This window comes from Pricia antarctica (assembly GCF_900101815.1).
In the GTDB taxonomy this organism is placed as follows: domain Bacteria; phylum Bacteroidota; class Bacteroidia; order Flavobacteriales; family Flavobacteriaceae; genus Pricia; species Pricia antarctica.
Window position 1 is genome coordinate 359841 of record NZ_FNAO01000002.1, and the last position, 25850, is coordinate 385690.

19 protein-coding genes are annotated in these 25850 nt (G+C 37.3%); 16 read left to right on the top strand and 3 right to left on the bottom strand.

The features are described from left to right. Nucleotides 1–6: 6 nt before the first annotated feature. The gene (locus tag BLT07_RS04445; RefSeq protein ID WP_091866176.1) at nt 7–1392 is read right to left on the bottom strand and encodes a methylmalonyl-CoA mutase subunit beta; all 1386 of its coding nucleotides are present in this window, start codon (nt 1390–1392) and stop codon (nt 7–9) included. A 197-nt stretch (nt 1393–1589) separates the two neighbouring features. Between BLT07_RS04445 and BLT07_RS04450 the strand changes: the two genes are divergently transcribed. Together BLT07_RS04450 and BLT07_RS04455 are read left to right on the top strand one after the other, a co-directional pair. After that, entirely contained in the window at nt 1590–1829 is a 240-nt protein-coding gene (locus BLT07_RS04450) for a hypothetical protein (RefSeq protein WP_091866178.1), read from the top strand. Next, nucleotides 1814–2116, top strand: a complete 303-nt coding sequence (locus BLT07_RS04455; RefSeq protein ID WP_091866180.1) for a type II toxin-antitoxin system RelE/ParE family toxin — start codon at nt 1814–1816, stop codon at nt 2114–2116. Before BLT07_RS04450 ends, BLT07_RS04455 begins: the two co-directional genes overlap by 16 nt. A 42-nt stretch (nt 2117–2158) precedes the next feature. Here the strand turns inward: BLT07_RS04455 and BLT07_RS04460 are convergent, their stop codons facing one another. Then, nucleotides 2159–3250, bottom strand: a complete 1092-nt coding sequence (locus tag BLT07_RS04460) for a GDP-L-fucose synthase family protein (protein WP_091866182.1) — start codon at nt 3248–3250, stop codon at nt 2159–2161. A gap of 15 nt (nt 3251–3265) precedes the next feature. Continuing rightward, nucleotides 3266–4378 (bottom strand): GDP-mannose 4,6-dehydratase, encoded by a 1113-nt coding sequence (gene gmd, locus BLT07_RS04465; protein ID WP_091866184.1) that lies wholly within the window; start codon nt 4376–4378, stop codon nt 3266–3268. A 718-nt stretch (nt 4379–5096) separates the two neighbouring features. On the opposite strand from gmd, the gene BLT07_RS04475 reads away from it, so the two are divergent. The 14 genes from BLT07_RS04475 (at nt 5097) to BLT07_RS04540 (ending at nt 25106) form a co-directional block, all read left to right on the top strand. Beyond that, nucleotides 5097–5669: an acyltransferase gene (locus tag BLT07_RS04475; RefSeq protein WP_091866188.1), complete on the top strand. Its 573-nt coding sequence runs from the start codon at nt 5097–5099 to the stop codon at nt 5667–5669. Then, on the top strand, nt 5666–6613 hold the full coding sequence (locus tag BLT07_RS04480) for a Gfo/Idh/MocA family protein (protein ID WP_091866190.1): 948 nt from the start codon (nt 5666–5668) through the stop codon (nt 6611–6613). Before BLT07_RS04475 ends, BLT07_RS04480 begins: the two co-directional genes overlap by 4 nt. Before the next feature lie 49 nt (nt 6614–6662). Continuing rightward, nucleotides 6663–7748, top strand: a complete 1086-nt coding sequence (gene wecB, locus BLT07_RS04485) for a non-hydrolyzing UDP-N-acetylglucosamine 2-epimerase (protein WP_091866191.1) — start codon at nt 6663–6665, stop codon at nt 7746–7748. Nucleotides 7749–8466: 718 nt separating this feature from the next. Next, a complete protein-coding gene (locus tag BLT07_RS04490; RefSeq protein WP_175455253.1) occupies nt 8467–9858 on the top strand; it encodes an exopolysaccharide biosynthesis polyprenyl glycosylphosphotransferase in 1392 nt (463 codons plus the stop codon). Between the two features lie 212 nt (nt 9859–10070). Next, the gene (locus BLT07_RS04495) at nt 10071–10727 is read left to right on the top strand and encodes a polysaccharide biosynthesis/export family protein (protein ID WP_175455254.1); all 657 of its coding nucleotides are present in this window, start codon (nt 10071–10073) and stop codon (nt 10725–10727) included. 153 nt (nt 10728–10880) lie between these two features. Continuing rightward, nucleotides 10881–13283, top strand: a complete 2403-nt coding sequence (locus tag BLT07_RS04500) for a GumC family protein (RefSeq protein ID WP_091866197.1) — start codon at nt 10881–10883, stop codon at nt 13281–13283. A gap of 611 nt (nt 13284–13894) precedes the next feature. Then, complete coding sequence (locus tag BLT07_RS20895) at nt 13895–14725, top strand: O-antigen ligase family protein (RefSeq protein ID WP_262503236.1); 831 nt, start codon at nt 13895–13897, stop codon at nt 14723–14725. Between the two features lie 42 nt (nt 14726–14767). Further along, nucleotides 14768–16132, top strand: coding sequence for a lipopolysaccharide biosynthesis protein (locus BLT07_RS04510; RefSeq protein ID WP_091866201.1), 1365 nt, complete (start codon nt 14768–14770; stop codon nt 16130–16132). A gap of 70 nt (nt 16133–16202) precedes the next feature. Beyond that, a complete protein-coding gene (locus BLT07_RS04515) occupies nt 16203–17900 on the top strand; it encodes a glucosamine inositolphosphorylceramide transferase family protein (protein ID WP_091866202.1) in 1698 nt (565 codons plus the stop codon). A 115-nt stretch (nt 17901–18015) separates the two neighbouring features. Beyond that, nucleotides 18016–19878: an asparagine synthase (glutamine-hydrolyzing) gene (gene asnB / locus BLT07_RS04520; RefSeq protein ID WP_091866204.1), complete on the top strand. Its 1863-nt coding sequence runs from the start codon at nt 18016–18018 to the stop codon at nt 19876–19878. Between the two features lie 336 nt (nt 19879–20214). Further along, on the top strand, nt 20215–21429 hold the full coding sequence (locus tag BLT07_RS04525; RefSeq protein ID WP_139205102.1) for a glycosyltransferase: 1215 nt from the start codon (nt 20215–20217) through the stop codon (nt 21427–21429). A gap of 140 nt (nt 21430–21569) precedes the next feature. Further along, on the top strand, nt 21570–22700 hold the full coding sequence (locus tag BLT07_RS04530) for a glycosyltransferase family 4 protein (protein WP_091866208.1): 1131 nt from the start codon (nt 21570–21572) through the stop codon (nt 22698–22700). A 32-nt stretch (nt 22701–22732) separates the two neighbouring features. Then, entirely contained in the window at nt 22733–23833 is a 1101-nt protein-coding gene (locus BLT07_RS04535; protein WP_091866210.1) for a glycosyltransferase, read from the top strand. 160 nt (nt 23834–23993) lie between these two features. Next, nucleotides 23994–25106 carry a glycosyltransferase family 4 protein gene (locus tag BLT07_RS04540; protein WP_091866212.1) on the top strand — a complete coding sequence of 371 codons (1113 nt, stop codon included), beginning with the start codon at nt 23994–23996 and terminating at the stop codon, nt 25104–25106. Nucleotides 25107–25850: the final 744 nt, after the last annotated feature.

The following is a 25850-nucleotide window of genomic DNA, read 5'->3' on the forward strand; positions in this document are numbered from 1 at the left end:
CAATGACTACTGCTTCCATCCTTCCCCCGTCAACCGCTCTTTCTCGACATTCTCCGCCAACCGTCTTTCAATAATCGGTTCAATTAAAGTTTTACAATGTTTTATTTTTACAAACGGATAAAGTTCCATGGTATCCTTCATTTTATCCGCAACGTTTAGATACGCATTAGTACCCACCAAAATTTCCTTTCCCGTATCAAAAAGATGTTGTTCTTTGGCTGCGCTCTCCTTTATTTTTCTTTGGATGGTATGGTCTTTCAGTTGTTTTAAAAAGCCGCCATTGGCTTCGATATCCTTAAAAAGCAACAAAGCATTATCTGCCAGTTGCTGCGTCAGGGATTCAATATAGTATGAACCGTCGGCTGGATTATCGATAGCGTCAAAAAAGCTCTCTTCCTTTAAGATAAGCAATTGGTTTCTAGCGATCCTTTCTGCAAATTCATTGTCTTTATGATACATCGAATCGTAGGGAAGGTTGCAAACGGTATCGGCCCCGCCCAAGATAGCTGACATACATTCGGTACTACTGCGCAGCAAGTTCACGTTGTAGGCATACAAGGTCTTATTGCGTTTGGATGGAATGGCAAGAATGTGACATTTCGTTGGCACCTGATATTCCGCAGCCAAGGCTTCCCATAATTTCCGCAACGCCCGGATCTTGGCGATTTCAAAAAAATAGGTGCCACCGATAGCTATTTTAAATGTGATTTCCCCTATGGATTTCGGATCGTAACGGTTCAGGTATTCGTTCGCATGTGCCAAGGCGTAGGCCAATTGTTGTACACTGTTCGCCCCAGAATTTTGATAAAGAGACGCGTCGATAGCCAAGGTGTCCGTTGTTCCGTTTTGTTTGGAAGCCGCCAAAATATCCTCGATCATATCAAAATCATGTTCCCTATCTAAAAACCAATTGCCCGTTCTTGCCAGCTTTCCGATACAATCGATATGAAGATGGATGTTGCCTGTCGCTTTGCCAGCTAAAGTAATGGCCTTTTTTACGTAATCGGTGGACAAAAACTGGAAGCTGAAATGAATCGGAACAGCATCCAAATCAATGCCTCGAAGTAAAGTTTCCAGATCTACCGATTCGGAAGGAACCGTAAAAATCAAACTTTCCGCGCCACGTTGCAGAGCATCGCGTGCTTTTTCATTGGCTTTTGCGGAATCGGCGACAAAGATATCTTGAGCTATGCGCCATGAAAGCTTGCCCGAAGGTCGCAGATTTATATTCTCCAAATCGTCGGCATGATAAAAAGGCTTGGTCTTGATGCCTTCCGGAGATTCCCATACCAAGCTTTCATTATAATCCTTTCCCTTTAGCTCATATTGTATTTGCTGTTTCCAAGCTTTAGCGGAGACTGGATCGAATTCGTCGAATAGGTTTTTTTCCATAGATTAAGAGATACTCCTTTTTATGAAAATTACGATTTTAAAAGGGAAACAGAAAAATTTATACCCGACACTGTTACCAACGAGTGGGTTGAGGATTCAAAGCAGGCCATGAACATCGCTTACTAGTGACAAATTTTCAAGCAATTCTTGCAATGAGAAATTAGATTATCTTTGTTATGTATATAAACAAAATTGTCATGGATATTAAGGCGGACCTTAAATGGATTCAAAAAGAGTTAAAAGGGGTCAAAGACCCTACGTTTATTGAAGCTATAAAAAATATGCTACAGTACCGAAAAAAAGTATACTCGGAAGAACGTATTAGTATTGAACAATATAATAAAGAACTTGACGAATCTATTGCAGATATCGAAGCAGGAAATTTTCATACTCATGAAGAAGTCAAAACAATGATACAGCAATGGGGAAAAGGATAATTTGGACTAATCATGCCATTGCAGCATTGAACGAATCTTTTTTAGATTTATTAGAACAAACCCAATCTATAGAAACTACGATAAAGGTCATCGAGGAAGTCCATGAATCTACCTCTATATTAGCAACTGACCCAGAGATTTATAAGGTGGACACACTTAGAAAAGGTAATAAAGGATATATTAGAGCTTACGAAAAACACTCGTTTAGAATATCCTATTTGATTGAAGATGAAGCCATTTATATAATCCGTGTACGGTACGCAAGGAAAGAACCTTTAGAATATTAATATCTCGGAAGTGCGAGTAGCTCTTAACCCTCAAATAAATAATTAGTGGTATTGTCTACAATACCACTGATAAATCTTACGCAAACCATCCTTTAATTCAACGGTATGCCGCCACCCCAGACCGTTTAATTTGGTGACATCGGTCAGTTTTTTTAGGGTGCCGTCGGGTTTGTCGGTGTTGAAGTAGAGGTCGCCTTTGAATCCTACGGTAGATTTTATTTCTTCCGCCAGCTCCTTGATGGAAATATCGACACCGGTACCGATATTGATATGGGTATTCCGTATTTCTTTGGATGATGGTTCGTAACAATCCTTGAAATCCCTATTCTCCATCAAAAATACACAGGCATCGGCCATGTCTTCGCTCCATAGAAACTCACGCATGGGTTGTCCGCTGCCCCATATCTCTATTTTTACCGTATCGTCTTGTGTTTGAATCCCATATTGGTCTAAGACCGCGACTATTTTTTCCTGATCCGCTTTTCCATCGATACCTTCCACGGGTAGACGGTTGAGGTCTTTGCGGATGGTCTCCCAATCATCGTTTTCCAAGGCTTTGCCCAAATGGATTTTGCGCAACAAGGCCGGAAGCACGTGCGATTTTTCAAGATCGAAATTATCATTGGGGCCGTAGAGGTTCGTCGGCATAACCGCGATAAAATTAGTACCGTATTGCAGATTATAGCTTTCACACATTTTGATACCCGCTATCTTGGCAATGGCATAGGGTTCGTTGGTATATTCAAGCGTATCGGTAAGCAGGTAGTCCTCTTTCATAGGTTGGGGACAGTTTTTGGGATAGATACAAGTGCTTCCCAAGAACATCAATTTTTTAACGCCATGGCGATAACTTTGATCGATAACGTTGTTCTGTATCATCAAGTTGGCGTGTATGAAGTCTGCGCGAAAGGTGTTATTGGCCATAATACCACCAACCTTGGCCGCTGCCAAGAAAACGTATTCCGGTTTTTCGGTTTCAAAGAAATCCGCCACCGCCTTGGTATCGGTAAGGTCTAGTTCGCTATGGGTGCGAGATATCGTATTGGTATAGCCTTTGTCCCGCAAATTGGTAAGCAGGGCACTGCCCACAAGGCCACGATGACCGGCTACGTATATTTTTGAATCCTTTTCCATAGGGTGCAGGCAGACCTATTCAAAATAATTTAAGATTTGATACCCGCCATCCTTCAGATGTTGGTCCCTTTTCATCAGGTCAAGATCACTTTCGACCATCTCTTTGACTAAGTCTTTTAATTCATATTCAGGGGTCCATCCCAATTTAGTATTTGCTTTGGTAGCATCACCGATCAGTTGATCGACTTCCGTGGGCCTAAAATATTTGGAATCTACGGCAAGTATTTCCTGTCCTTTTTCCAATTGGATTTCAGCATTGGTACAGGATTTTATATAGGCTTTTTCGTCCACACCGGTTCCTTTGAATTCCAATTCGATGCCCAGTTCGCCAAAGGCCATCTTTACGAATTCGCGAACAGATGTGGTCTTACCGGTCGCGATGACCCAATCTTCCGGTTCGTCGGCCTGTAGGATCATCCACATCATACGCACGTAATCTTTGGCATGGCCCCAATCCCTTTGGGCATCCAAATTCCCTAAATACATTTTATCCTGAAGACCGAGCGCTATTCGGCAGGCGGCTCTCGTAATTTTACGGGTAACGAAGGTTTCGCCACGTATGGGTGATTCATGGTTAAACAGAATGCCGTTGCAGGCGAACATACCATAGGCTTCCCGATAGTTTACCGTAATCCAATAGGCATATATCTTGGCCACGGCATAGGGGCTACGGGGGTAGAAGGGCGTAGTTTCCGATTGGGGCACTTCCTGTACCTTTCCATATAATTCCGAAGTTGATGCCTGATAGATCCGGGTCTTTTTTTCAAGTCCCAAAAGCCGGACCGCATCGAGTAGGCGAAGGGTTCCCAAACCATCTGCGTTTCCTGTGTATTCGGGCATCTCAAAAGATACCTGTACGTGGCTCATAGCGGCAAGATTGTAAATTTCGTCAGGTTGTATCTCTTGCACCAAACGGATGAGATTGGTACTATCGGTCATATCGCCGTGGTGCAGAATAAAATTTCGGTTTTCTACATGCGGATCTTGATAGAGATGATCTATACGGTCGGTATTAAAAAGCGAGGCACGCCTTTTAAGGCCATGGACCCGATAGCCTTTCTTTAACAAAAACTCGCTGAGGTACGCCCCGTCCTGACCTGTGACCCCTGTTATAAGTGCTACTTTCATGTCTTGAAAAATGAAATGTTATATGGTTTAATTAACGAAAGTAATCAAATGATTTGAGAGCAGGTTTGAACGAGGTCGGCTATGCTTTGTGAAGAGGGTATGCTAATAGGCCCTTACTTCTCCTTTAAAGGCATTCGGCAGGGAGTTTCTAGTTATATTTCCGGATATATCTGAAGTAAAATAAGGGCTTCAATATTGACTTTATATAAATTTTTGTTTGCACGAATATTGTACGCAATCTAACTGTGTTTCCTGTTATTTTGCTTCTATCTTCAAACGTAGATATGTAGAGCCCATCCGGGAATGATGTGAATTCATCGTTTGTTTGGACTTTTATCATCTCATTTTCTACTTTACTCCCTTTTATAGTTTGCTTTAAAAATTGTAATAAAAGGATGGAATTCTCTTGAATCATACCTATCAACGATAACTTCTGTATCTTAAAGATATTTTTAACAACCATTTGACATTTTCATTATATTTCTTATTCTGTATTCCATACGTAAAACTAACTTGAAATTAAGGTATAACAGTTTGAAGTAATTCCGTAATTCAAAGAATGCTTGATGTTGAATAAAGACTAGGATTGCATATCAAAATGGATTGACCTACTTCGAAAAACATTCATAGAATGTTTGAACAATCTTTTTTTTATACAAAAAGGATTATCATAGTTTCAAGAACTAGCTACTACCGTCACGGATAAAAGTCGAGAAAAATGGACTATTTTGCTCACGAAACGGCCATTATTGATGCCGATTGCCTGATTGGCAGTGGAACCAAAATATGGCATTTTACACATATAATGCCTAAATGCAAAATAGGCGATAATTGCAATATTGGTCAAAACGTGGTGGTTTCACCTGAAGTTGTATTGGGTAATAATTGTAAGGTTCAAAACAATGTTTCTATATATACGGGGGTCATTTGTGAAGACGATGTTTTCTTAGGTCCTTCTATGGTATTTACGAACGTTATCAATCCTAGAAGTGCCATAAATAGACGGGGCCAGTATGAAAAAACCCTTGTAAAACGTGGAGCATCTATTGGTGCTAATGCGACGATAATTTGTGGAAATGATATAGGGGAGTATGCATTTATTGGTGCCGGTGCCGTAATAACCAAAAGTGTACCGTCTTATGCTTTAATGGTAGGGAATCCTGCGCGTCAAATGGGTTGGATGAGTGAGTATGGACATCGATTGAATTTCGATGAAAATAACATGGCAATTTGTCCCGAGAATAAAGAAACATACGAACTTAAGAACAGGGTGGTAAAGAAAATAGAATGAAGAACTTTGGACTGGTGGGAGTAGCCGGATTCGTAGCTGCGCGCCATTTAAATGCTATAAAGGAAACGAACAATTCACTACTCGCTGCACTTGACAAATTTGACAGTGTCGGGATTATGGACAGCTATTTTCCGCAAGCCGATTTCTTTGTTGAGTTTGAACGTTTTGATAGGCATTTAGAAACACTTAAATATGAGCAGAATCTTGAATTGGATTATGTAAGTGTTTGTACCCCAAATTATCTTCATGATGCACATGTACGGTTTGCATTGCGTAGAGGTGCCGATGCTATTTGTGAAAAACCCTTGGTTTTGAATCCATGGAATATTGATAAACTGGCTCATATCGAGAAAGAATCGGGCAAGCGTATCTGGAATATTCTTCAGTCTAGATTGCATCCAAGTATACTTTCCTTAAGAGAAAAAGTAAGAAACAATCCGAAGAATACGAATTATGATGTTGATCTCACCTATATCACAAGCAGAGGTAGCTGGTATTTTTCCTCTTGGAAAGGAGATATCAGTAAATCGGGCGGGGTCGCCACCAATATTGGCGTTCATTTTTTTGATATGCTTACATGGATTTTCGGAGCGGTGAGGCAGAACACGGTTCATCTACATGAAGCGGACAAAGCCGCCGGCTTGCTCGAATTGGAGAACGCTAGAATCAGATGGTTTCTGTCCCTTGATTATGAGGACCTTCCTGATAAAATTAAAGGTATAGGGCAAAGGACTTACAGGTCTATTATCATCGAGGATGAGGAACTTGAATTTAGCGGTGGATTTACCGACCTACACACCAAGTCTTATGAGCAGATTTTAGATGGTAAAGGTTTTGGGATTGAAGACACCCGACAGTCTATAGAAATTGTTCATGATATAAGAGAGAAGAAAACGGTTGCCTTAACGGGCGATTACCATCCCATGATAAAAAATATCAATTAATTATCGGGGATACATTGGGTTTCACCACCTCCGTATATAATTTTATTCTGTGAAGATACTTACCATTATAGGAGCACGACCGCAATTTATCAAAGCTGCCGCCGTATCAAGAGTTATTCAATCCCAACAGCATCTCGATGAAATTTTGGTCCATACGGGGCAACATTTTGATGCGAATATGTCTGCAGTTTTTTTTGATGAGCTCAATATTCCGGAACCAAAATACAATCTGGATATTTCCGGTGGAAGCCACGGAGAGCAGACAGGGAAAATGTTGATTAAAATCGAAGAAGTACTTTTAAAGGAAAACCCTGACCTTGTACTGGTCTATGGGGACACGAATTCGACACTTGCTGCGGCTTTGGCTGCCGTAAAATTGCATATCCCTTTAGCCCATGTCGAAGCAGGATTGAGGTCCTTTAACAAAAAAATGCCCGAAGAGATAAATCGCATTTTAACGGATCATTCATCCGATATCTTGTTTACACCGACTGCGGCGGCCATAAAAAATCTACAAAATGAAGGTATCGACAATAGCAAGATTCTAAATGTAGGTGATGTTATGTTAGATGCTACCAACTATTATGGTACAAAAGCGGAAGAGCACTCATCGATCCTTACCGATTTAAAACTAACCCCGAAAGGGTATATTTTAGTAACCGTTCATAGGGCAGAGAACACCGATAGCTTAACCAGGCTCAAAAGTATCTTCGATAGCCTTGAAAAGCTAAGCTCGGATCACAATTTGGTTATACCGGTTCATCCGCGTACCATGAAAAGTTTAAAGGCGATTGATTTTTCTAGGGAAAGATCAAAAATCAAGTTCATTAGTCCGGTGGGTTATCTGGACATGATGATGCTTGAAAAATATTCCAAGACGATTATTACCGATTCTGGTGGGGTTCAAAAAGAGGCGTATTTTCACAAGGTACCGTGTGTTACCCTCAGGGATGAAACAGAATGGACCGAACTGGTAGTAAATGGATGGAATTTTTTGGCCAATTCAGATAATTTGTTTGAAAGTTTTAGCAAAGCTCAAAAAATTAAATTCTCGGATGTTGATAACATTTATGGCGACGGAGATGCTGCGTTTAAAATAGTGGACAAACTTCTACAGTATCCTACTAGTATATAACCCAGATAAGAATGACCTAGTACAGCGATGGTTTTTATGTTTTTTAAAATTAAAAGTTCCAAATTTATTCTGTTTTAATTGTTGCTACCCATAAATGCCCTATATCCTAAATATTCTGATACAGCTAACCTCCTCCCGTATTAGGTATCGGTCATAACTCGAAAATCTGGGCTATTTAATTTGTCCTACAAATCACGAGTATGGTAAAGCTTCCTTTGCCAAAAATGCAAGAATTACCTTTAACTCTTTGTGGCCCTTAACTTTACACAAACTAACTACTTTGCAGAAGATTGCATTTCAAGCGATTTTTTAGGTCTTTCGTCTATTAATTTATTTAATTTTTTGGTATAGCATTAACTTAATAGGTAAACTTGGAAGAATTAGAAAACTAACTGAATGAAAAATTAAAAGTTGTATCCAGATGTAAGAAAGGAACCAATGCTCAAATCTGATTAATTTTTTATCAATTTGATTTAGGCTGATTTAATTTTATAACATACAATTTTTAACTATCTAATATTCATTAAAAATATTAGAATTATCAGTCATACTTCCCGCAGTTTTTAAGACTCATTATTTAAAATTTGACAATTCCTTCTACAAGTGGAGTTATTGGTAACATTTTCTAATCTGAGAAATATATAATGGATTTATGCTTTTGTTATGGAGTTTTAACACCATAATTTTCAAAAAACCGAACAAACTAGTCCAACTATTGATGAATTCTAAAAACCGATTCATACTGATAAATTTGCTGGCATTTGAATTTATTTTACTAAACGTAGTATCCTTTTCATACTTCTTTTTCAAGTTACCCGAATTTCCGCTTAACGATTCAACCTTTCTTCTAAATATGGCAATGCTTGCAGTCATCTATAATCTAAGTTGGTTGTTTATTATTCTGTACATAAGGGAAAATGAGTTCTATTCTAATCCTGATTACGGTTATTTAAAGAGTATCGTTACTTCTTTATTTTTTTTTGTAGGTTTTACCATTTCCTTGATAATACTTCTAAAAATGACTTTTTTTAATCGCTCTACGTTTATTATTCCGATTTTCATATTCTCTTATCTCAATTTAATCAGTCAAAAGTATTTGTTGAAATATCTGAAAAAAAAAGGATCCCATCTTTTTTCTGATTCCTTGCTTATAGGTTCCGGGTACAATTCTTCAAGCCTAACAAGCTTTACCAATGCAATGACGCAGTATGGCTATAATATTATGGGGTACCTCGAAAATGGGAATAAAAAGCCAAATAATGAACTGGACTTGAGTATTTTTGGTGGCATTGAAGATTTGGCAGACACATTGAGCGAGAATTCAATCGATGAAATTTTTATTGCTATGTCCGATTTGGAACATGAAAAAATTATAGAGACCATACAAATTGCCGATAGCTTTGGGGTACGTGTACAATTGATCCCCGAAAACCCTTTGCTTATGTCAAAAAGTTACAAGACCGTTACAATTGGGCATCTAGCGGTTTTTAAACTACGCCAATCTCCATTAGATAGTTTTGGTACAACGATTTTGAAACGTATGTTCGATTTTTGCTTTGCGTTATGTGTTGTTATTCTATTTTCGCCGATATTCTTACTAATTGCCCTTTTGATATATCTAGGCTCAAAAGGACCTATTTTGTACGCCCCTTATAGAAAAGGTGAGGGCGGTAAAACATTTAAGTGTTACAAGTTTAGAACTATGTCGGGCTGTGAGGATACTTTGAACGGTACACAATCGACGGTTGTTAATGACCCAAGAATAACGCGTGTTGGTAAGTTCTTGAGAAAAAGTGATCTAGATGAGTTGCCGCAGTTTTTTAATGTTTTAAAGGGTGACATGAGTGTTATCGGTCCAAGACCGCATAGAATCAACTTACAAGACGATTTTAGAAAATGCGTAAATGACTATATGGTAAGGAGTTATGTAAAACCTGGAATTACGGGTTGGGCACAAGTAAATGGCTGGAGAGGCCCAACTACAACCAATGAGCAGAAAAATGAACGTGTAGCCCATGATTTATGGTATATTGCAAATTGGAGTTTTTGGTTAGATGTCAAAATAGTTTTCTTGACACTTTTTGGAAGCCATCATAAAAAGGCTTTTTGAAGAAATTATAGTAATGAATAGTATAAATTAGGTCAAGAAAAATGAGCAAAGCTATTAAGATCTCAAACAATCAAAAATTGTCGTATTCAAGCGATAGCAGTCGTATATATTTGAGTAGGAACAATTTTTTTTTTCTGTTATTACTTCTATTCTTATCGTCATGTTACAGCTCGAAGCAGCTCGATTACTTGCAGAGTGATAAGCAAGAATTTATGCTACCCCTTAACCCAACGGTATATACGGTTCAACCCAACGATGTGTTGAGCATCAAAGTACAGAGTAGAGATCCTGATCAATCCGCTTTTTTTAATACCACTACCGTAGAAAATAGAAATCTTCAGGCAAACCCTGCATCCTTATTTCTTACCGGATATACGGTCAAGAGTAATGGTATGATTGATCTAGCAATTATCGGGGAATTGAAAGTAAGTGATCTGACCGTAGAGGAAATTAGGAATCTGGTTCAGGTCGAAATAGACAAATATTTATTGAATGCTTCAGTTTCAGTAAAACTGATAAGTTTTAAAATTTCCGTATTGGGGGATGTTAAAAATCCGGGTACCAATTATATTTACAATACACAGGCTACCATATTTGAGGCGCTTAGTGCCGCTGGAGATTTAAATTTATCGGCCAAGCGTAAAAAAGTGAAGTTGATAAGACAGGTTGGCGATGAAGCCAAAGTTGTGAATTTAGACCTGACCAGTCCCTCAATTATTGAATCGCCGTACTATTTTTTGCATCCCAATGATGTTCTATATGTCGAAACGTCAAAGCCCAATATTTCCCAAAGCAATTTAGGCGTTTTCGCACTGATTTTGTCTGCCATATCAACCACTTTATTGGTATTGAATTTTACTTCGAAGTAGTTTTGCCTCAGAAAACATGCTAAGTAATTTTTGAATCTGTCTTTCTTTTTATGATCCATATGAAAATAGAACTCGAAAATGTTTAAAAACATACCGTACCGAAATGAATTCAGGGCAATAAAATCTTAATCCTACGGAGTAGCTATTATAGAAATGAAAACGACAAGAGATACACATATTACTAGTGGACAAGAGGTTAATTTGAAATTGTTTTTTCAAAAATTATTGAGGTATAAATGGATGTTCATTTTAAGTATTTGTTCTGCCGTAGCCATAGCGTTCATCTACATAAAATTGGCTACACCCATCTATGAAGCCTCTACATCGATTTTAATCGATTCTTCAGGGAGAAATCGAGTTCTGGGTGACAGCAAGTACGTAGAAGGCGGAGTAAGTTTAATTGAAATGGAGAAAAATCTGTATAATGAAATCGGCATCATCAAATCCTTTAGTATAGTGCGTCAAACGGTTGAGGAATTGGGTTTTGACGTCTCCTATTATGCCGGTAACTGGTTGAAGAAACGGGAGCACTATGGTTATTTTCCGTTTGAAGTCACTCTGACAAAAACCGAACCGCAGCTCTATGGTATCCCTTTTGAGGTAAGCATCCTTTCCCAAGATAAATATAAATTAACGGTTGAAGGAGATAAATTTTCGGTTGCAAATCCTGCTACTGGCACAACACGCGAGGTAAACAAAGATTTTAGTTTTTCGAAGGAATATAATTTTGGTGAACAAGTCAGCAATGACCATTTCACTTTTATTCTTAAGAGACCCGCATATAATATCAGCGTTCAAGATTTTGAAGGAGATAAACTAAGCTTTTATATAAATAGTTTAGATGCTATTGCAAACAACTATTTAAATAAGTTAGAGGTTAATAATATCGACCTTCAAGCAAGTATATTTAAAATTGTTTCTTCGGGACCCGTAGTTGAGAAGGAAATTGACTTTTTGCAAAAGCTAACTGAAAATTATGTTCAGAACGAACTTGCTTCCAGAAGCAAAATTGCATCAACTAAAGAATCGTTCATCCAAAACCAACTGAGGATAGCATCAGATTCCTTGACGAAGTTCGAATTAAAACTAGAAACATTCAAAAAGGATAAAAGCGCGATTAATTTAGGGGCAACCGCAACCAATGCCATGAGCCAAACATCAAATTTGTTATCGGAGAAGTCCAAAATTGAATTGGATATCAACTATTATAATTCACTGATAAAAGAAATTCAGGCTAATCGAAACAGTGAAGACTTTGTAATGGCTACAGCAGTCGGAATTGAAGATCCTTTGATAAATGAGAATATTCTAGAACTCAAAAGGCTTTATACGGAGAGATCAAGAAAGAAGTTTTTTGTTACTAGCAGCAACCAAGAGATGAGTATACTCAACAAACAGATTAACGAGTCTACGGAACTATTATTGAATAATTTGCGCAACGCCATTAAATCTTCGGAGTATGCATTGCAAAGAGCTAATTCTCGATTATCAAATTTCAGTGGAGTTATGAGTTCATTGCCGACGCGGGAAAATCAATTACTTAATATCCAACGGCAAAGCACCTTATATGAAAATATGTTCAATTATTTAAGTCAAGAATTGGCTAAAGCTGGAATTGCGAGGTCTGAGAGTACTTCCGATACAAGAGTGTTAGACGAGGCAAGAATGATGGGCAAAGAACCTATAGCTCCCCAAAAAATGTTGCTGATTGCACTTGCAATGACGTTCGGTATTTTAGTCCCCTTAGCTTGGATTGTTGTGTTTTCACCAAAGGATACTATTGAGAATGTTGAACAGATTATACAACATACTGAAATACCCGTCATTGCGAGTATTGTTCGTTACGATACACAAAAAAGAGCTCATTCCGATGTTGCGCTCTGGACATTTAAGGAATCGTTCCGTGACTTAATTACCAACTTGAAATTGATAAATTCGGTGGGTAAAGGGGTAATAGGAATTACATCGATTACACCAGGTGAAGGTAAATCGTACACTACGATAAATCTGGGGATAACGTTGGCAGAATCTGGAAAAAGAACGCTCATTATAGATGTAGATTTAAGAAAACCGAGTCTTGTAAAGGATTTTCGCAAAGTCGAAGGTAAAGGGCTTTCTAACTATTTACGCGGAGATATTAATTCAAGTAAAGATATCATTTATCCTCATGAGAAATTGGCAAACCTTAGTTTCATCCCTACTTCTGTAATGCAAGGTAATGTGCATGAATCACTTTCCGGGCCCAAATTAAAACTATTAATAGAAGAACTTAAGGACAACTATGACTATATCATACTAGATACCCCGGCAGCAGGGCTAGTTTCAGATTTTTTGCTATTAGGGGATTTTATAGACATTAACCTCTTTGTGATACGGCGCAAAATAGCCAAAATCCGGTTTTTGGACGATATCGAGAAACTAATTCCTCAGCGTAAACATAAAAAAAACTTTATTGTTTTCAATGATGCGCTAAAAAAGAATCACAAATATGGCTATGAGCAAAAATACGGTCACAATAGGGATTCCCAACTGGTCAATAAATCATTGTCGGTATAGGTCTACCTATGAAATATTAAACAAGAATTTGATGAGTAATCACTTTAGCATCACTCAACATTTGATATCCATTTAAAATGGACGATTACTCCAAACTTTTTAATTTTGAATTGGATATTGTTCAGTTTCAGCATTTCTATATCTATTTTGTAATTACTGCCATCATTGCATTTTATTTGACTGTTAAAAGTGCATCAAAATATAAGTTTGTATTATTTTTCATATCATTTTTTTTGCTTACTGGCAACCTAAACGATTTATTGACCATTAAAATACCTGGTTTTAGTCTTTTCGAAATACAGCCCGATAGATTTCTCTTTGTTTTGCTATCATTTTTTATAGTAGGAAAAACCTTATTTTCTAGATACAGGCCACAGTTTAGGTTCGAGAGAAGAGTACCTTGGTTCGAAGTAGCACTTTTTTCCTATGTCATTATGCTAACGGCTTCACAGCTTTTCAACATATCGGAAATTGGTGTTGGCTATGCATTAAAAACTATTCTCGATGCTCTGGGGTTTATGGTAATTATGATAGGGATATCTCTAATGGCTGATAGGCCTTCTTACGACCTAATTGGAAAGTCGATAATTATTGGTGCGATAGGGTCTAGCATGGTTAGTCTTGTCCAATTATCCGTAGACCCTTACTTTCTCCGTATTGGCGATAATAGACTAGCCGTGGGAACTCTTTTAAGAGCAAACGGAATCTTTTCCGCTGAATATTTTAATTCATACTACCTCATAATCGCAATAGTGTGGACCTTAATTATAGTTAAAAGCAATCAGTGGAAAATTTCTTTGATAACCCTATATTCTCTTGGGGTTTTATCCTCCTTTCAGAGAATGAGTTGGTTGATTTTGATTTTGATACTTTTAACCTATACTGTCTATATCAAAAAAGTGGATATCGGAAAGCTGCTCTTGGCCGGTTTGTCATTTGTTGTCATTTTATTATCGGTTTCCCTTTTTTATTATCAAGATATTATGAACAGTTCTTTGGTCAAGGAAAGATTGAGCGAGCCGATTAACAGTCGGGAGGGTTATTATACCATGGTTCTCGATAATATTGGTAAAAAACCCGTATTCGGATATGGAAATCTTGAGAATGAGGTATACTACGTAAATTTATTGCGGATTACCGGCGATAGGGATAGAGCCACGGCAACCACCGGAGATTTACATAGCGGTTATTTTGGAGCACTTTTTTTATATGGAATACCCGCGGCGGTTTTCTTTACCCTTTTTGTTGTTTTGTCAGTGCTGTACTATTCAAAATCTGTTAAAGAAGATATGTATTTCATACTGCCTTTTTTAGTCAGCATCCTTTACATGATAGGCAATCTGACGAATACATTTTTGTTTCTAAAATATATTTCGCTGCTATTTGCTATCCATATAGGTATTGGAAAGGGAATTAATAGAATAAAGGAACAAGCTTTTTAAAACTGACCAGATGATTTCAAGACTAAACCTCCTACACACACCATGAAGGCAATAGAGAGGATCAAAGCGATTTTATTCAAGGGAAATACCCGGTCCGTTCGTGTAAAAAAGAACGTACTACTGACCATACTAATAAAAGTAGCTGGAATGTTGATTGGGTTTATTTATATGCCCTTATCACTTGATTATCTCGGCCAAATCAAATTTGGAATCTTTCTAACAATGCTATCTATAATAGATTGGTTCTTGAATTTCGATATTGGCATTGGTCAAGGATTACGGAATAAGTTCGGGGAATCGGTAGTAAGAAAGGGTAACCGAGATGCCGTATACTACGTAAGCACGGCATACTTTGTCCTTGGGGCAATTATAGCGGCAGTTACCGTCACGCTGCTTATTTTGAATTTCTCATTGCCATGGGCGAGTTGGTTGAACATACCCCTGGATTTGCAGAGTGAGGTAAAGATACTTGGAGCAATCATCATTATCGCTTTTGGGATTCGGTTCATTGCTGGTAATATCTATGAAATTTTCTACGCCATGCAGAAAATGGCCTATGTGGAATTCTTTCAGTTCCTGTCAAAAGCAACCTTTCTGGTATTTATATTATTGATTCCTTTCATTGCAACCGAATCGTTACTTCTTTTTGGAGCTGCCAATTCTTTAACCTTCGCCTTGGTGCCCCTTATCGTGGGCCTTTATTATTTTAGTAGTAAGTTCAGTGCATACAGACCTTCGGTCAAATATGTGAAAATGAAGTATTTTAAAGATCTTTTTTCTTTGAGCTCGAAATTCTTCTTAATCAAAATTGCCATGCTCATTATCCACCAGACAAATAATATTCTAATCGCTCTATTTGTTTCCTTAGAGAGCGTGCCGCAATACGAGGCAGCCTATAAATATATGTCCATTTTTATGCTTCTGTTCGTAATTCTCAATAACCAACTCTGGCCATCGAATACCGAAGCGTATGCTAAAGGCGACCTCGTCTGGATGAAAAAAATGATGCGGGCCTTGCTCAAGATATGGTTTGCAACTCTGGTATTGGCAACGCTGATGGTGGTAATTTCTCCTTTTGTCTACGAACTATGGTTTCAAAAGACACCGTTATACATACCTATGGCGATTTCTATATCCGTCGCGGTTTCGATTTGTCTGACTACTTGGGTAAATATGTATAACATTGTGCTGAATGGTACGGGCAAGATTAAACTACAGATGTATACATGGCTTTTTGCTGCATTTATAAATATTCCGATATCACTGTTTCTAGTAGAAGTGATTGATCTAGGGGTCGTGGGCATCGTGCTTGGAACAGTTGCCAGTTTAATACCTTTAGCGATCGTAGCGCCGATTCAAGTAAATAAAATTCTGTCGAAAAAAGATATTGGTATATGGGCGAAGTAAATCTGGATTTTTGGAATTACCAAAGGGTAGAAACATTCAAAATTGAACATGTACAATCTTCTACAAAAAAATGACTTTTCAAAAAAGATATATCCAATTTGGAATACTATGTGATAGTACCCACCTGTATACTTGGCAAGAAACCGTCATAAAAAAATTGGTTGCCGAATGTGATGTTGAACTAAAATTAGTAGTGTTCGAAAAAGCGGGTCAGATAGACACTTATCCGATCTCTTTACAAAATTCGTATTCTAGAATAGGGTTTTTATGGAACCTTTTTTATCGCCATAAGGTCAAAAAGAAATCGAAAGCCTTGAAAAAAGTGGAAACCGGCAGGCTTTTCAAAGATATCCCCAAAATTCACTGTAATTTTATCACAGTTGATAGATTAACCCAGTTGGAAGCCGCAGATATTGAAAAAATAAAAGATGCGGGACTCGATTTTATGCTAAATTTCGCTTCGGTACAATTTTCGGGAACTATCTTGAATACAGCTGCATACGGTATATGGTCGTTCTGGTTTGGTGAGTTGGGGAAATATGATGGGCCCACGCCCTGTTTTTGGGAAATATACCATAAAGACCTTCTGTCAAGTGCCTATCTAATTCGCGTGACGGATGGATCAGATTTGACGAGCGTTCTAAGGGAAGGCCATTTAAAGACCGATATTCTCTATCACAAAAACCTTGATAACATCCATTTTGAAACTACGGGTTGGCCATTAAAACTATGTCATGATATCCGAACCGGTCAGGCTGGTAACTTTACAAATACTAGGAATATTAAATTGGGCAGACAGATTTCTTGTCCAAGTAACCTACAACTCTTAAATTTTTTCGGTATTCAACTGAGCCAAGGGCTCAAGAAGGCCTATAATTTGATTTTCTATACGGATTATTGGAATATTGGCATTGTGTTCTCACCCATCCAAGAATTTCTAGATACTGAAAAAAAACCGGTGGTGCAATGGTTTCCGAACTTGGTAAAGTCCCATTTTATGGCTGATCCTTTCGGAATTCTTTTCAAGGGAAAGCTATACGTTCTTTACGAAGATTTTCGTTTTGATCAAGGTCTCGGTAAGACCGCAAGCTTTTTGGTCGATAATGGCAAATTCATGGAGAACAAGATTGTAATAGCAGAAAAATTCCACATGTCATATCCATTTATCCTGGAATATGAAAATAATATTTATTGTATTCCTGAGACACATCAGGCAAATCAAGTACGTTTGTATAGGGCTACAGATTTTCCAAAAAAATGGAAACTTGAAAAAGTGCTTATTGAGAATTATGCGGGTATAGATAGTACACTTTTCGAATATAATGACACTTGGTTTCTATTTTCGTCCAATAAAAATTCCGGACATCGTTATAATCTCAATATTCATTATTCAAACAGTATTTTTGGACCTTGGCGAGAACATCCTAAGAATCCCGTGAAAACAGATATTCGATCGGCGAGACCTGCGGGCACTATGTTCATACACAATGGGGAAATTTTTAGACCATCAATGGATTATTCTGAAAAAATAGAGGGCAGAATAACCCTTAACAAAATATCAACTCTTACTATTGATGATTTTGAGGAAGAGTTTCACAACATTGTCCATCCTTTTAAGAATGCCTATTATTCCGATAAGGTACATACCTTAAGTCAGATTGGTTCCTATACATTGGTAGATGGTGCCAAAGAGTTGTTCATTTTAAGCAACTTCAACGTATTTCGATACAAAATATCGAGGATTCTGAAAAAGTTAAAAAATAATTAGATTCTTTTGCAACCTGGTTATTTTTCAGATACCAGCACAATAAATATTTGAGTTGTAAAGTAATATTGAAACTAAAGCCTTTCAGTGCTTTTTGAACTAAACGGTCGACAAAGAAATGTGTGGAATATGTGGAAAGTTTTATTTTGATCCAGGCAGATCGGTTCTTCAAGAAGATGTTCATAAAATGGCCAAACTGATTACCCATCGTGGGCCTGATGACAGTGGCTATTATATAAAGGGAAATATTGGTTTCGGCTTTCGAAGATTAAGTATTATCGACCTATACACCGGTCATCAACCCCTATCCAATGAAGATGGAACCGTATGGATAGTCCTTAACGGTGAAATCTACAACCATCTTGAACTCCGTGAACAGCTAATCACAAAAGGCCATAAGTTCTCTACAAAAACAGATACAGAGACCATTGTGCATCTTTTTGAGGAGTACGGAAGCAAATGCGTACAACATCTTCGGGGCATGTTTGCCTTTGCTATTTGGGACGAGAAGAACAAAAAACTATTTTGCGCTAGGGATCGTTTTGGCATTAAGCCATTTTTTTATCATAATAATGAGGAAGGTTTTGTTTTCGGTTCTGAAATAAAGTGTGTTTTAAGTCAGACGAAATCATCCTCTACACTTTCTATCCCCATGCTAGATCAGTATTTGACTTATGGTTATTCCTCTGAGGAAGGGACTATATATCAGAATATTAAAAAACTGAGACCCGGTCATACTTTGGAAATAGAACATGATGGAAAGGTTAAGGTTAATAGATATTGGGATATACACTATACCCCTGATTATAATAAGACAGAAGAGGAATGGTGCAAATTAATAGATGATAAATTATCCGAATCGGTAAAAGTACATTTGATGAGCGATGTTCCTTTGGGTGCTTTCTTGAGTGGTGGAGTAGACTCGAGTGCAATAGTTGCATTAATGTCTAAAAATTCGAATGCTCCTGTAAAAACATTTTCAATCGGTTTCAAAGAGGCAGAATTCAATGAATTAAAATATGCAAGGGAAGTAGCGAAGATGTATAATACAGAACATTATGAGCAAATTGTAGAGCCAGAATCGGTTGCTCTATTACCTGATTTAGTCGATATTTATGATGAACCTTTTTCTGATGCTTCAGCAATACCCACTTATTTCGTTTCAAAATTTGCTAGAGAAAATGTGACCGTAGTACTTTCTGGAGACGGAGGAGATGAGTTGTTTGCAGGTTACAACAGGTACCAGAGAATGATGAACATGCGCAACTTCAATATTTTACCAGAAGGCGTAAGCAAGAATTTTTGGGGCGGTTTGCATAAAATGATTCCGAACAGTGTAAAAGGAAAAGGGGCTACTTACTATCTTTCTAAACCTAAGGATAGTTTTCCGGCTTTCCATTCGATATGGCACCAGGCCGAACGCGAAAAACTTTTCAAGAAAGAACTTTGGGAAGATATAAAGCAATCTCCCGCTGAATTAAGCAGAATCGAAAGTTTTACCAACTCCGGGTCTACAGATTTTTTATTTAATATGCAGAAAATGGATATGCAACGCTACATGGTCGATGATGTACTTACTAAAGTTGATCGGGCTAGTATGCAAAATTCCTTAGAGGTCAGGGTGCCAATTTTAGATCATGAATTTGCCGAACTGACTGCTACCATTCCTTCCGAATTAAAATTGAAAGGAAATATCAAAAAGTACATTTTTAAGGAAGCCATGAAAAAACATCTGCCAGAATCTATCATCTCGCATAAAAAAATGGGATTCAGTTTGCCATTGAAAGCATGGTTTAAAGATGACCTTAAAGAATATGTCAATGACCGCTTAATAGGCACAAAGGGTCCTTTATACGATTATTTAGAACCAGCTTACGTAAACAAAATAGTTAATGAGCATAACAATGGAATGCGAGATTTTAACGACAAAATATGGTCTTTGCTTTTCTTGGACCAATGGCTTAACTCGCGAAAAGAATAGGAAAAAACGTTAAAATTATTAGTCTAATTCAAAGAAAAACAAAACCAAATCTAAAACAGAATTATTCTGAGCTCCTATGAATATGGAGGCACTTTAAAAGCGAATGGGTGCGTAGCCTTCCCAAAAGGGAATGGCTACAGGTGGACAAACATTGTTATTTTGCCCTAAACTATAATCGAATCAAAATTATTTGCAAAAGGTAAATCATTCATTAAATAAAAGATTTAGAGATAGTACAATTGAGATGCAGAATTTAATAGTGATTATCTGCGCTACCAAATAATATTCTAAGAATATCGCGGCATTGAATATCAAAAAAAACACCCGAAAATAAGTTTGTCAAGAGAAAACCAACATAACATCACAAATGTAGTATTTTTAGGAGAAAACGGTTTTCCTAAAGGGTTGGCAGCTATTCAGAGAATGACCTTAATGGCAAAAGCGCTCCTTGTTGAAGGATGCAAGACAACAGTAATATGTAGAAAGGGTGTCGGGGAACAGGATCACGTAGTGAGCCTTTGTACCAAAGGAAAATATGAAGGTATTGATTATTTGTACACCTCAAAAAATGTTTTCAAACCTAAGGGATTCCTCGATAGAAATATTCAGAAATTAAAAGGTTTATTTGATGAATATGGGTATTTGAAATACTTAAAAAAACAAGGGGAAATAGATGTTGCCATAGTTTCTAATATGAGCGCCATCCATATGTTACGGTATTGTTTTTATGCCCGATGGCTAAATTTTCCGGTTGTATTGAATTTTGTGGAAATGGCCTCTTCAATGCAGCACAGATCGTCTTTTTCCAAAAGGATAAACGACAGTTTGTTTGATAGATGGATTATTAAATTTTTTGATGCGGCATTACCGATAAGTAATCAACTGTTAGATCACTATAACAGGGTCGTACCCACAAAACCAAGTTTGAAACTTCCAATTTTATGCGACTTTGAAAAATTCAATATACAATCTAACAGGCAAGAATCTTACTTTTTGTACTGTGGGAGTATTGCTTATAAAGATGTAATCGATTTTGTGCTTCAAGCCTATAACAGTATTAATCAAAAAGAGAAAACCAAACTGTATATGATTATCAGTGGAGGCAGTAAAGACGAAAGTCAATTTTTGCAGAAACAGATGAACGAAGGTTTTGAAAACCAATCCGTTCGTTTGTTCTCAAATATACCCTACGAGGAACTGGTTGAATTGTATATCAATGCAATAGCTTTGCTTATTCCACTTAGACCAACATTACAGGATGCTTCAAGGTTTCCTCATAAAATCGGGGAATATCTTGCGTCAGGTAACCCCATGATTACGACCAATGTGGGTGAAATAAAAAATTATTTTGAAGATGGTGAAACAGCTTTGATAGCCAATACATATAAAACCGATGCCTTTGCAGAAAAAATGCAGTATATATTGCAACATCCAGAAGAGGCAAAAGTAATTGGATCAAACGGAAAGAAACTAGGCCTTAATGAATTTGATTATAGAACCCAAGGGGGTAGGCTAAAAACGTTTTTGGAAGAGGTTCTGATGATCAGTTGAATTGATTAATTAAAAAGATAATATGCAGAATAGCAAGGGTTTTCAACCTTGACATGGCCAAGAGCGTACCAAAGAAATTCTCAAACAAATGGCTGTCAAAATTCATCAATATGAGGGTTAATAACATCAATAAGCGATAAATGAATATTTGTATAACCATAAACTCTCTTGTAGATGGTGGTGCTGAAAAGCAAAGTTTGTTACTGGCGAAAGCTTTGCAGTCGCATTATGCCGTAGCTTTGATTATACTCAACCCAGAGCCAATTTATGCACCTCATCATAAGATTATCGAAGAAGAAAATATAAATCATGTATTCCTTTCCAAGAATCCGGTCAAAAAATACTTTGAATTTATAAGTTTCATCAAAAAGAATAAAATTGATGTCATTTTTTCTTTTCTGCCAGCAGATACTCTTTGGGCAGCCATTTGTGGCAAAATTACCGGCGTGCCCTATGTTTTCGGAGGAATAAGAAATAGTCATATTACTCGGCCGAAATTTGCGGCACTGAGATTTGCCAATAACTATCTCCTTAACTATACGATAGCCAACAATTTTGCGGCCTATGCTTCTTCAATTAAATTTGGATTTAGAAACAAAGTATTTGTCATTGCAAACGGAATAGAAATCAGACCTATTCTCCAAAGAGATAAAACAGATTCGAAAATAATTACCATCATAAGTGTGGGTAGATTAGTAAAACAAAAGAGATATGATACTGCGCTTAAGACCATTTTCGAATTGAAGAATTCTTTAGATAAAAATTTTCGTTTGCACTATCGAATTGTGGGTTCAGGTCCAGAGGAAGATGAAATTCTAGCAGATATTGAAAAGTTTAAGTTGCAAAATGAGGCTCAAATTATTAAGAATCCTCCAAATGTTTATGAGCTTTTAGAATCATCTGATATATATCTATGTACTTCTAGCTTTGAAGGGATTTCCAATTCGATAATGGAAGCCATGAATTGTGCTTTGCCTGTGGTCGCTACCGATGCCGGGGATAATTCAAGATTGGTCATCAACGAGAAAAACGGGTTTATTGCAAAAATTGAGGATTATAAGACCTTGGCCGCTCATTTAGGTAATCTAGTTAAATCGCTATCAATGCGAGAGCAAATGGGCTTGGAAGGTTATAATCATCTGATGCAAAATTTTGGGTACGAGGCTTTCCAAAAAAAATATTTGGGTCTTTTAGATAAGATAACTGAAATTCAAATAAAGGATGGTGAACTCCAAACTCAAACACAATATAGTAACAAGACAGATGCTTAGGCAGCCATTCGATTTAAACTAAATATCAGTCGATGAAAATACTATTGCTTATTGATAGCCTTGTTTCTGGAGGAATGGAGAGAAGAATGGTAGAGTTAGTAAAAGGCTTTCGAGAATATCCTCACATACAATTGCGCGTGGTCGTATTTTCCGATAAAATTCATTATAAAGAGATTTTCGATTTGGATGTTACCGTCACGATTTTAAAAAGAGTTCCTAAGCAGAATCCGATGATATTCTATAAACTTTACAAATTGTGCAAGCAGTGGCAGCCCGACTTAATCCATAGCTGGGGAACCATGTCAGCAATTATCGCTGTCCCTACTTCGGTATTTCTTGGTGTTAAACTTATTAATGGATTTGTTGTAAATGCATTGGATAACATGAAGTTTTTTGATGAAAATTTACTACGAGCAAGACTCACCTTTCCGTTTTCAAAGGTGGTCGTGGGAAATTCGATGGCAGGGCTCAAAGCCTACAATGTTTCTGAAAAAAAGGGGATATGTATTTATAATGGATTCAATAACGAACGAATAGCGGCGTTGGAAGACAAGTCTCTGATTAAGAAAAAGTTCAATATTCAAACTAAAAAAATAGTAGGAATGGTTGCTCGTTTTACTGATAGTAAAGATTATGAAACCTTTATAAAGGCAGGTTTGATAGTGCTGAATCAAGAAAAAAATATCACCTTAGTTGCTATAGGTCATGGAGAAAACTTAGCCAAATGTAAGGAGATGGTTCCATCTAATTTTGTTGACAATTTTGTATTTACAGGGGAGCAGAAAGATGTGGAATCTATTGTTAATACTTTTGATATAGGCGTCTTAGCTACAAATACTAAAATTCATGGCGAAGGTATATCTAACGCCATCCTTGAATATATGGCCTTGGGTAAACCTGTAATTGCGACTACTGGTGGCGGAACCAACGAAATAGTTGACCACGGTAAAACAGGGTTTTTAATTCCGGAGGAATCGCCTGAAGTTTTGGCGAATCGGTTGATTTATTTATTGAATAATACCGATGAGGCAATTCAAATGGGAATTGTAGGAAAACAACGTATAAAGGCAATGTTCAGCATAGAAAAAATGACAAGTGCATATTATGATTTATATCAAAGCCTAAAAGGCTAAATATAAGTCGTTCGCAATCAGATTATAACTTACCGTAATCGAATAAATCCTGTTTTGACGGAATAAACGCCTCAAAAAACCGCAAGCAACCGTATATTAGTCATCTATTACTACCTCTCCGATAATATAGCTAAGAAAGTAGGCTGGGCTAATTTTAGCAATGGAAAAAAAGAAAAATATAGCTTTTTTTGGAATAAAATATTTCCCTCCGGTCGGTGGTACAAGCCGTGTGGCCGAAAACCTAATTCGTCATTTGAAGAATAATTATAACATTACTTTATATTGTTATAAAAACGAGCTGGCTAAGAACCATATCAAAGGTGTTAAAACTATTGAATTTCCTAAATTAAGTTTGGGTAGTTTTGGCGTGTTCCTCTACTTTTTTATATGCTATTGTCACATACGGTTAAGAGGCAATTATGATATTATTCATGCCCATAAAATTGATAGTTTTTTTTTCCTAGAGGGATTGTCCAAAAAAGCGAAAGTCATTGCTACCGCGCATGGTGTGCCTTATAAAGATGGTGTTTGGGGTGGTGTAGCCAAATCATTCTTTAAGGCGAACGAAATGCGTTTTTTGAAATTCAAAGGAATAAAAACAGCTATCTCGGAGCCATTATGTGACTTCTATAAAGACAAATATAATGTTGACGTAAAGTACATTCCAAATGGAATAACGCTTATAGAACATAAGACCAAAACTGAAATAGTGCGTTTTTGGCCAGAAAATGTTCCTAGTGATAGTCCTTTTGTACTCTTTGCAGGTCGAAGAATAATGCGTATCAAGGGTCTTCATACGATGCTGAAGGCTTATAAAAAAATAGATTACAAAGGCCACATTTTCGTTGCGGGCGATTTGGATTTTAGTCCATCTTACATCAAAGAGGTAAAATCCCTTAGCAAAGGATTGAACATTCATTTTTTAGGTTATGTAAATTCTTTGCCTACTTTGCTCGAATTGGTAAATAAAAGCGAATACTTTGTTTTTCCTTCCGAAATAGAAGGTATGTCTATGATGTTGTTGGAAGTAGCCAGTACCGGAACACCCATTTTAGCCAGTGATATACCAGCAAACACCAAGATTTTTACAAAAAGTGATCTACTCTTTTTTAAAAATAGGAATGTTGATGACCTCGCCGAGAAACTGTTGTGGATTGAGAACAATAAATTAGCGTTCAAAATATTCGGCGAACGGGCAAGAACCAAAGTGGCCACAAAATATACTTGGGATAAAATAACTCATGAATACATTGCTCTTTATGAATCAGCTTAAAATATGAAATTCTCCATAATATAATCCTAAAGTTATTTACCACCTACCAGCAATATACTGGTCTTCGTTAGTTAAACAGAATTCCAACCGCTTCTGCATAAAATCGAACCTCATTGTCTATATTTGATAGATGATATAAACATATCGGCATTAACAATCAAAACGACCTCCGTCCCAGAAATTCTAGCGCTGTGCGTATTGTCTTGTAGAGGAAAATCGACGGCCGAGATTCTTATTGATGAATCTATAGATACTATACCGGACCAGATTTATGCAATTTCAGATTGTAATACCGATGGTGAAACGACCCATGCACCCGGCTTAATGGTATGGTGCTCCGATATTAACTTGCTTGAATGCCTATTTAGACGATGAAGGAGTGTCGAATTTAACGGGGTCGAATTATATATCGATTCGGAATGTTATGAGAAACAAGTATCCAATAGTGGAGAGCCCTAAATCTCAATTCAAACACGACAACTCCAGAAGCAAGGAACCTGGTACTCAGGGGAATTTGACATTCGGTCTGACTTACGAACCGCACCCTCGGTCGTTCGTCACGCCAAAGGTGAGGAAGAGTGGTTTGGCAGGAGCAATACGTTCAGCGAGGCCTATATAATTGACCGAAACAACTAGTGGCTTTTCTTTCAAGTGCATCCCGGAATTGAAAGCGAAGCACCTCAAACGGAACTAACCATAATAAATGATGGTCAGTTTAAGGGTTATGCTGCTGGTTTTAATTAT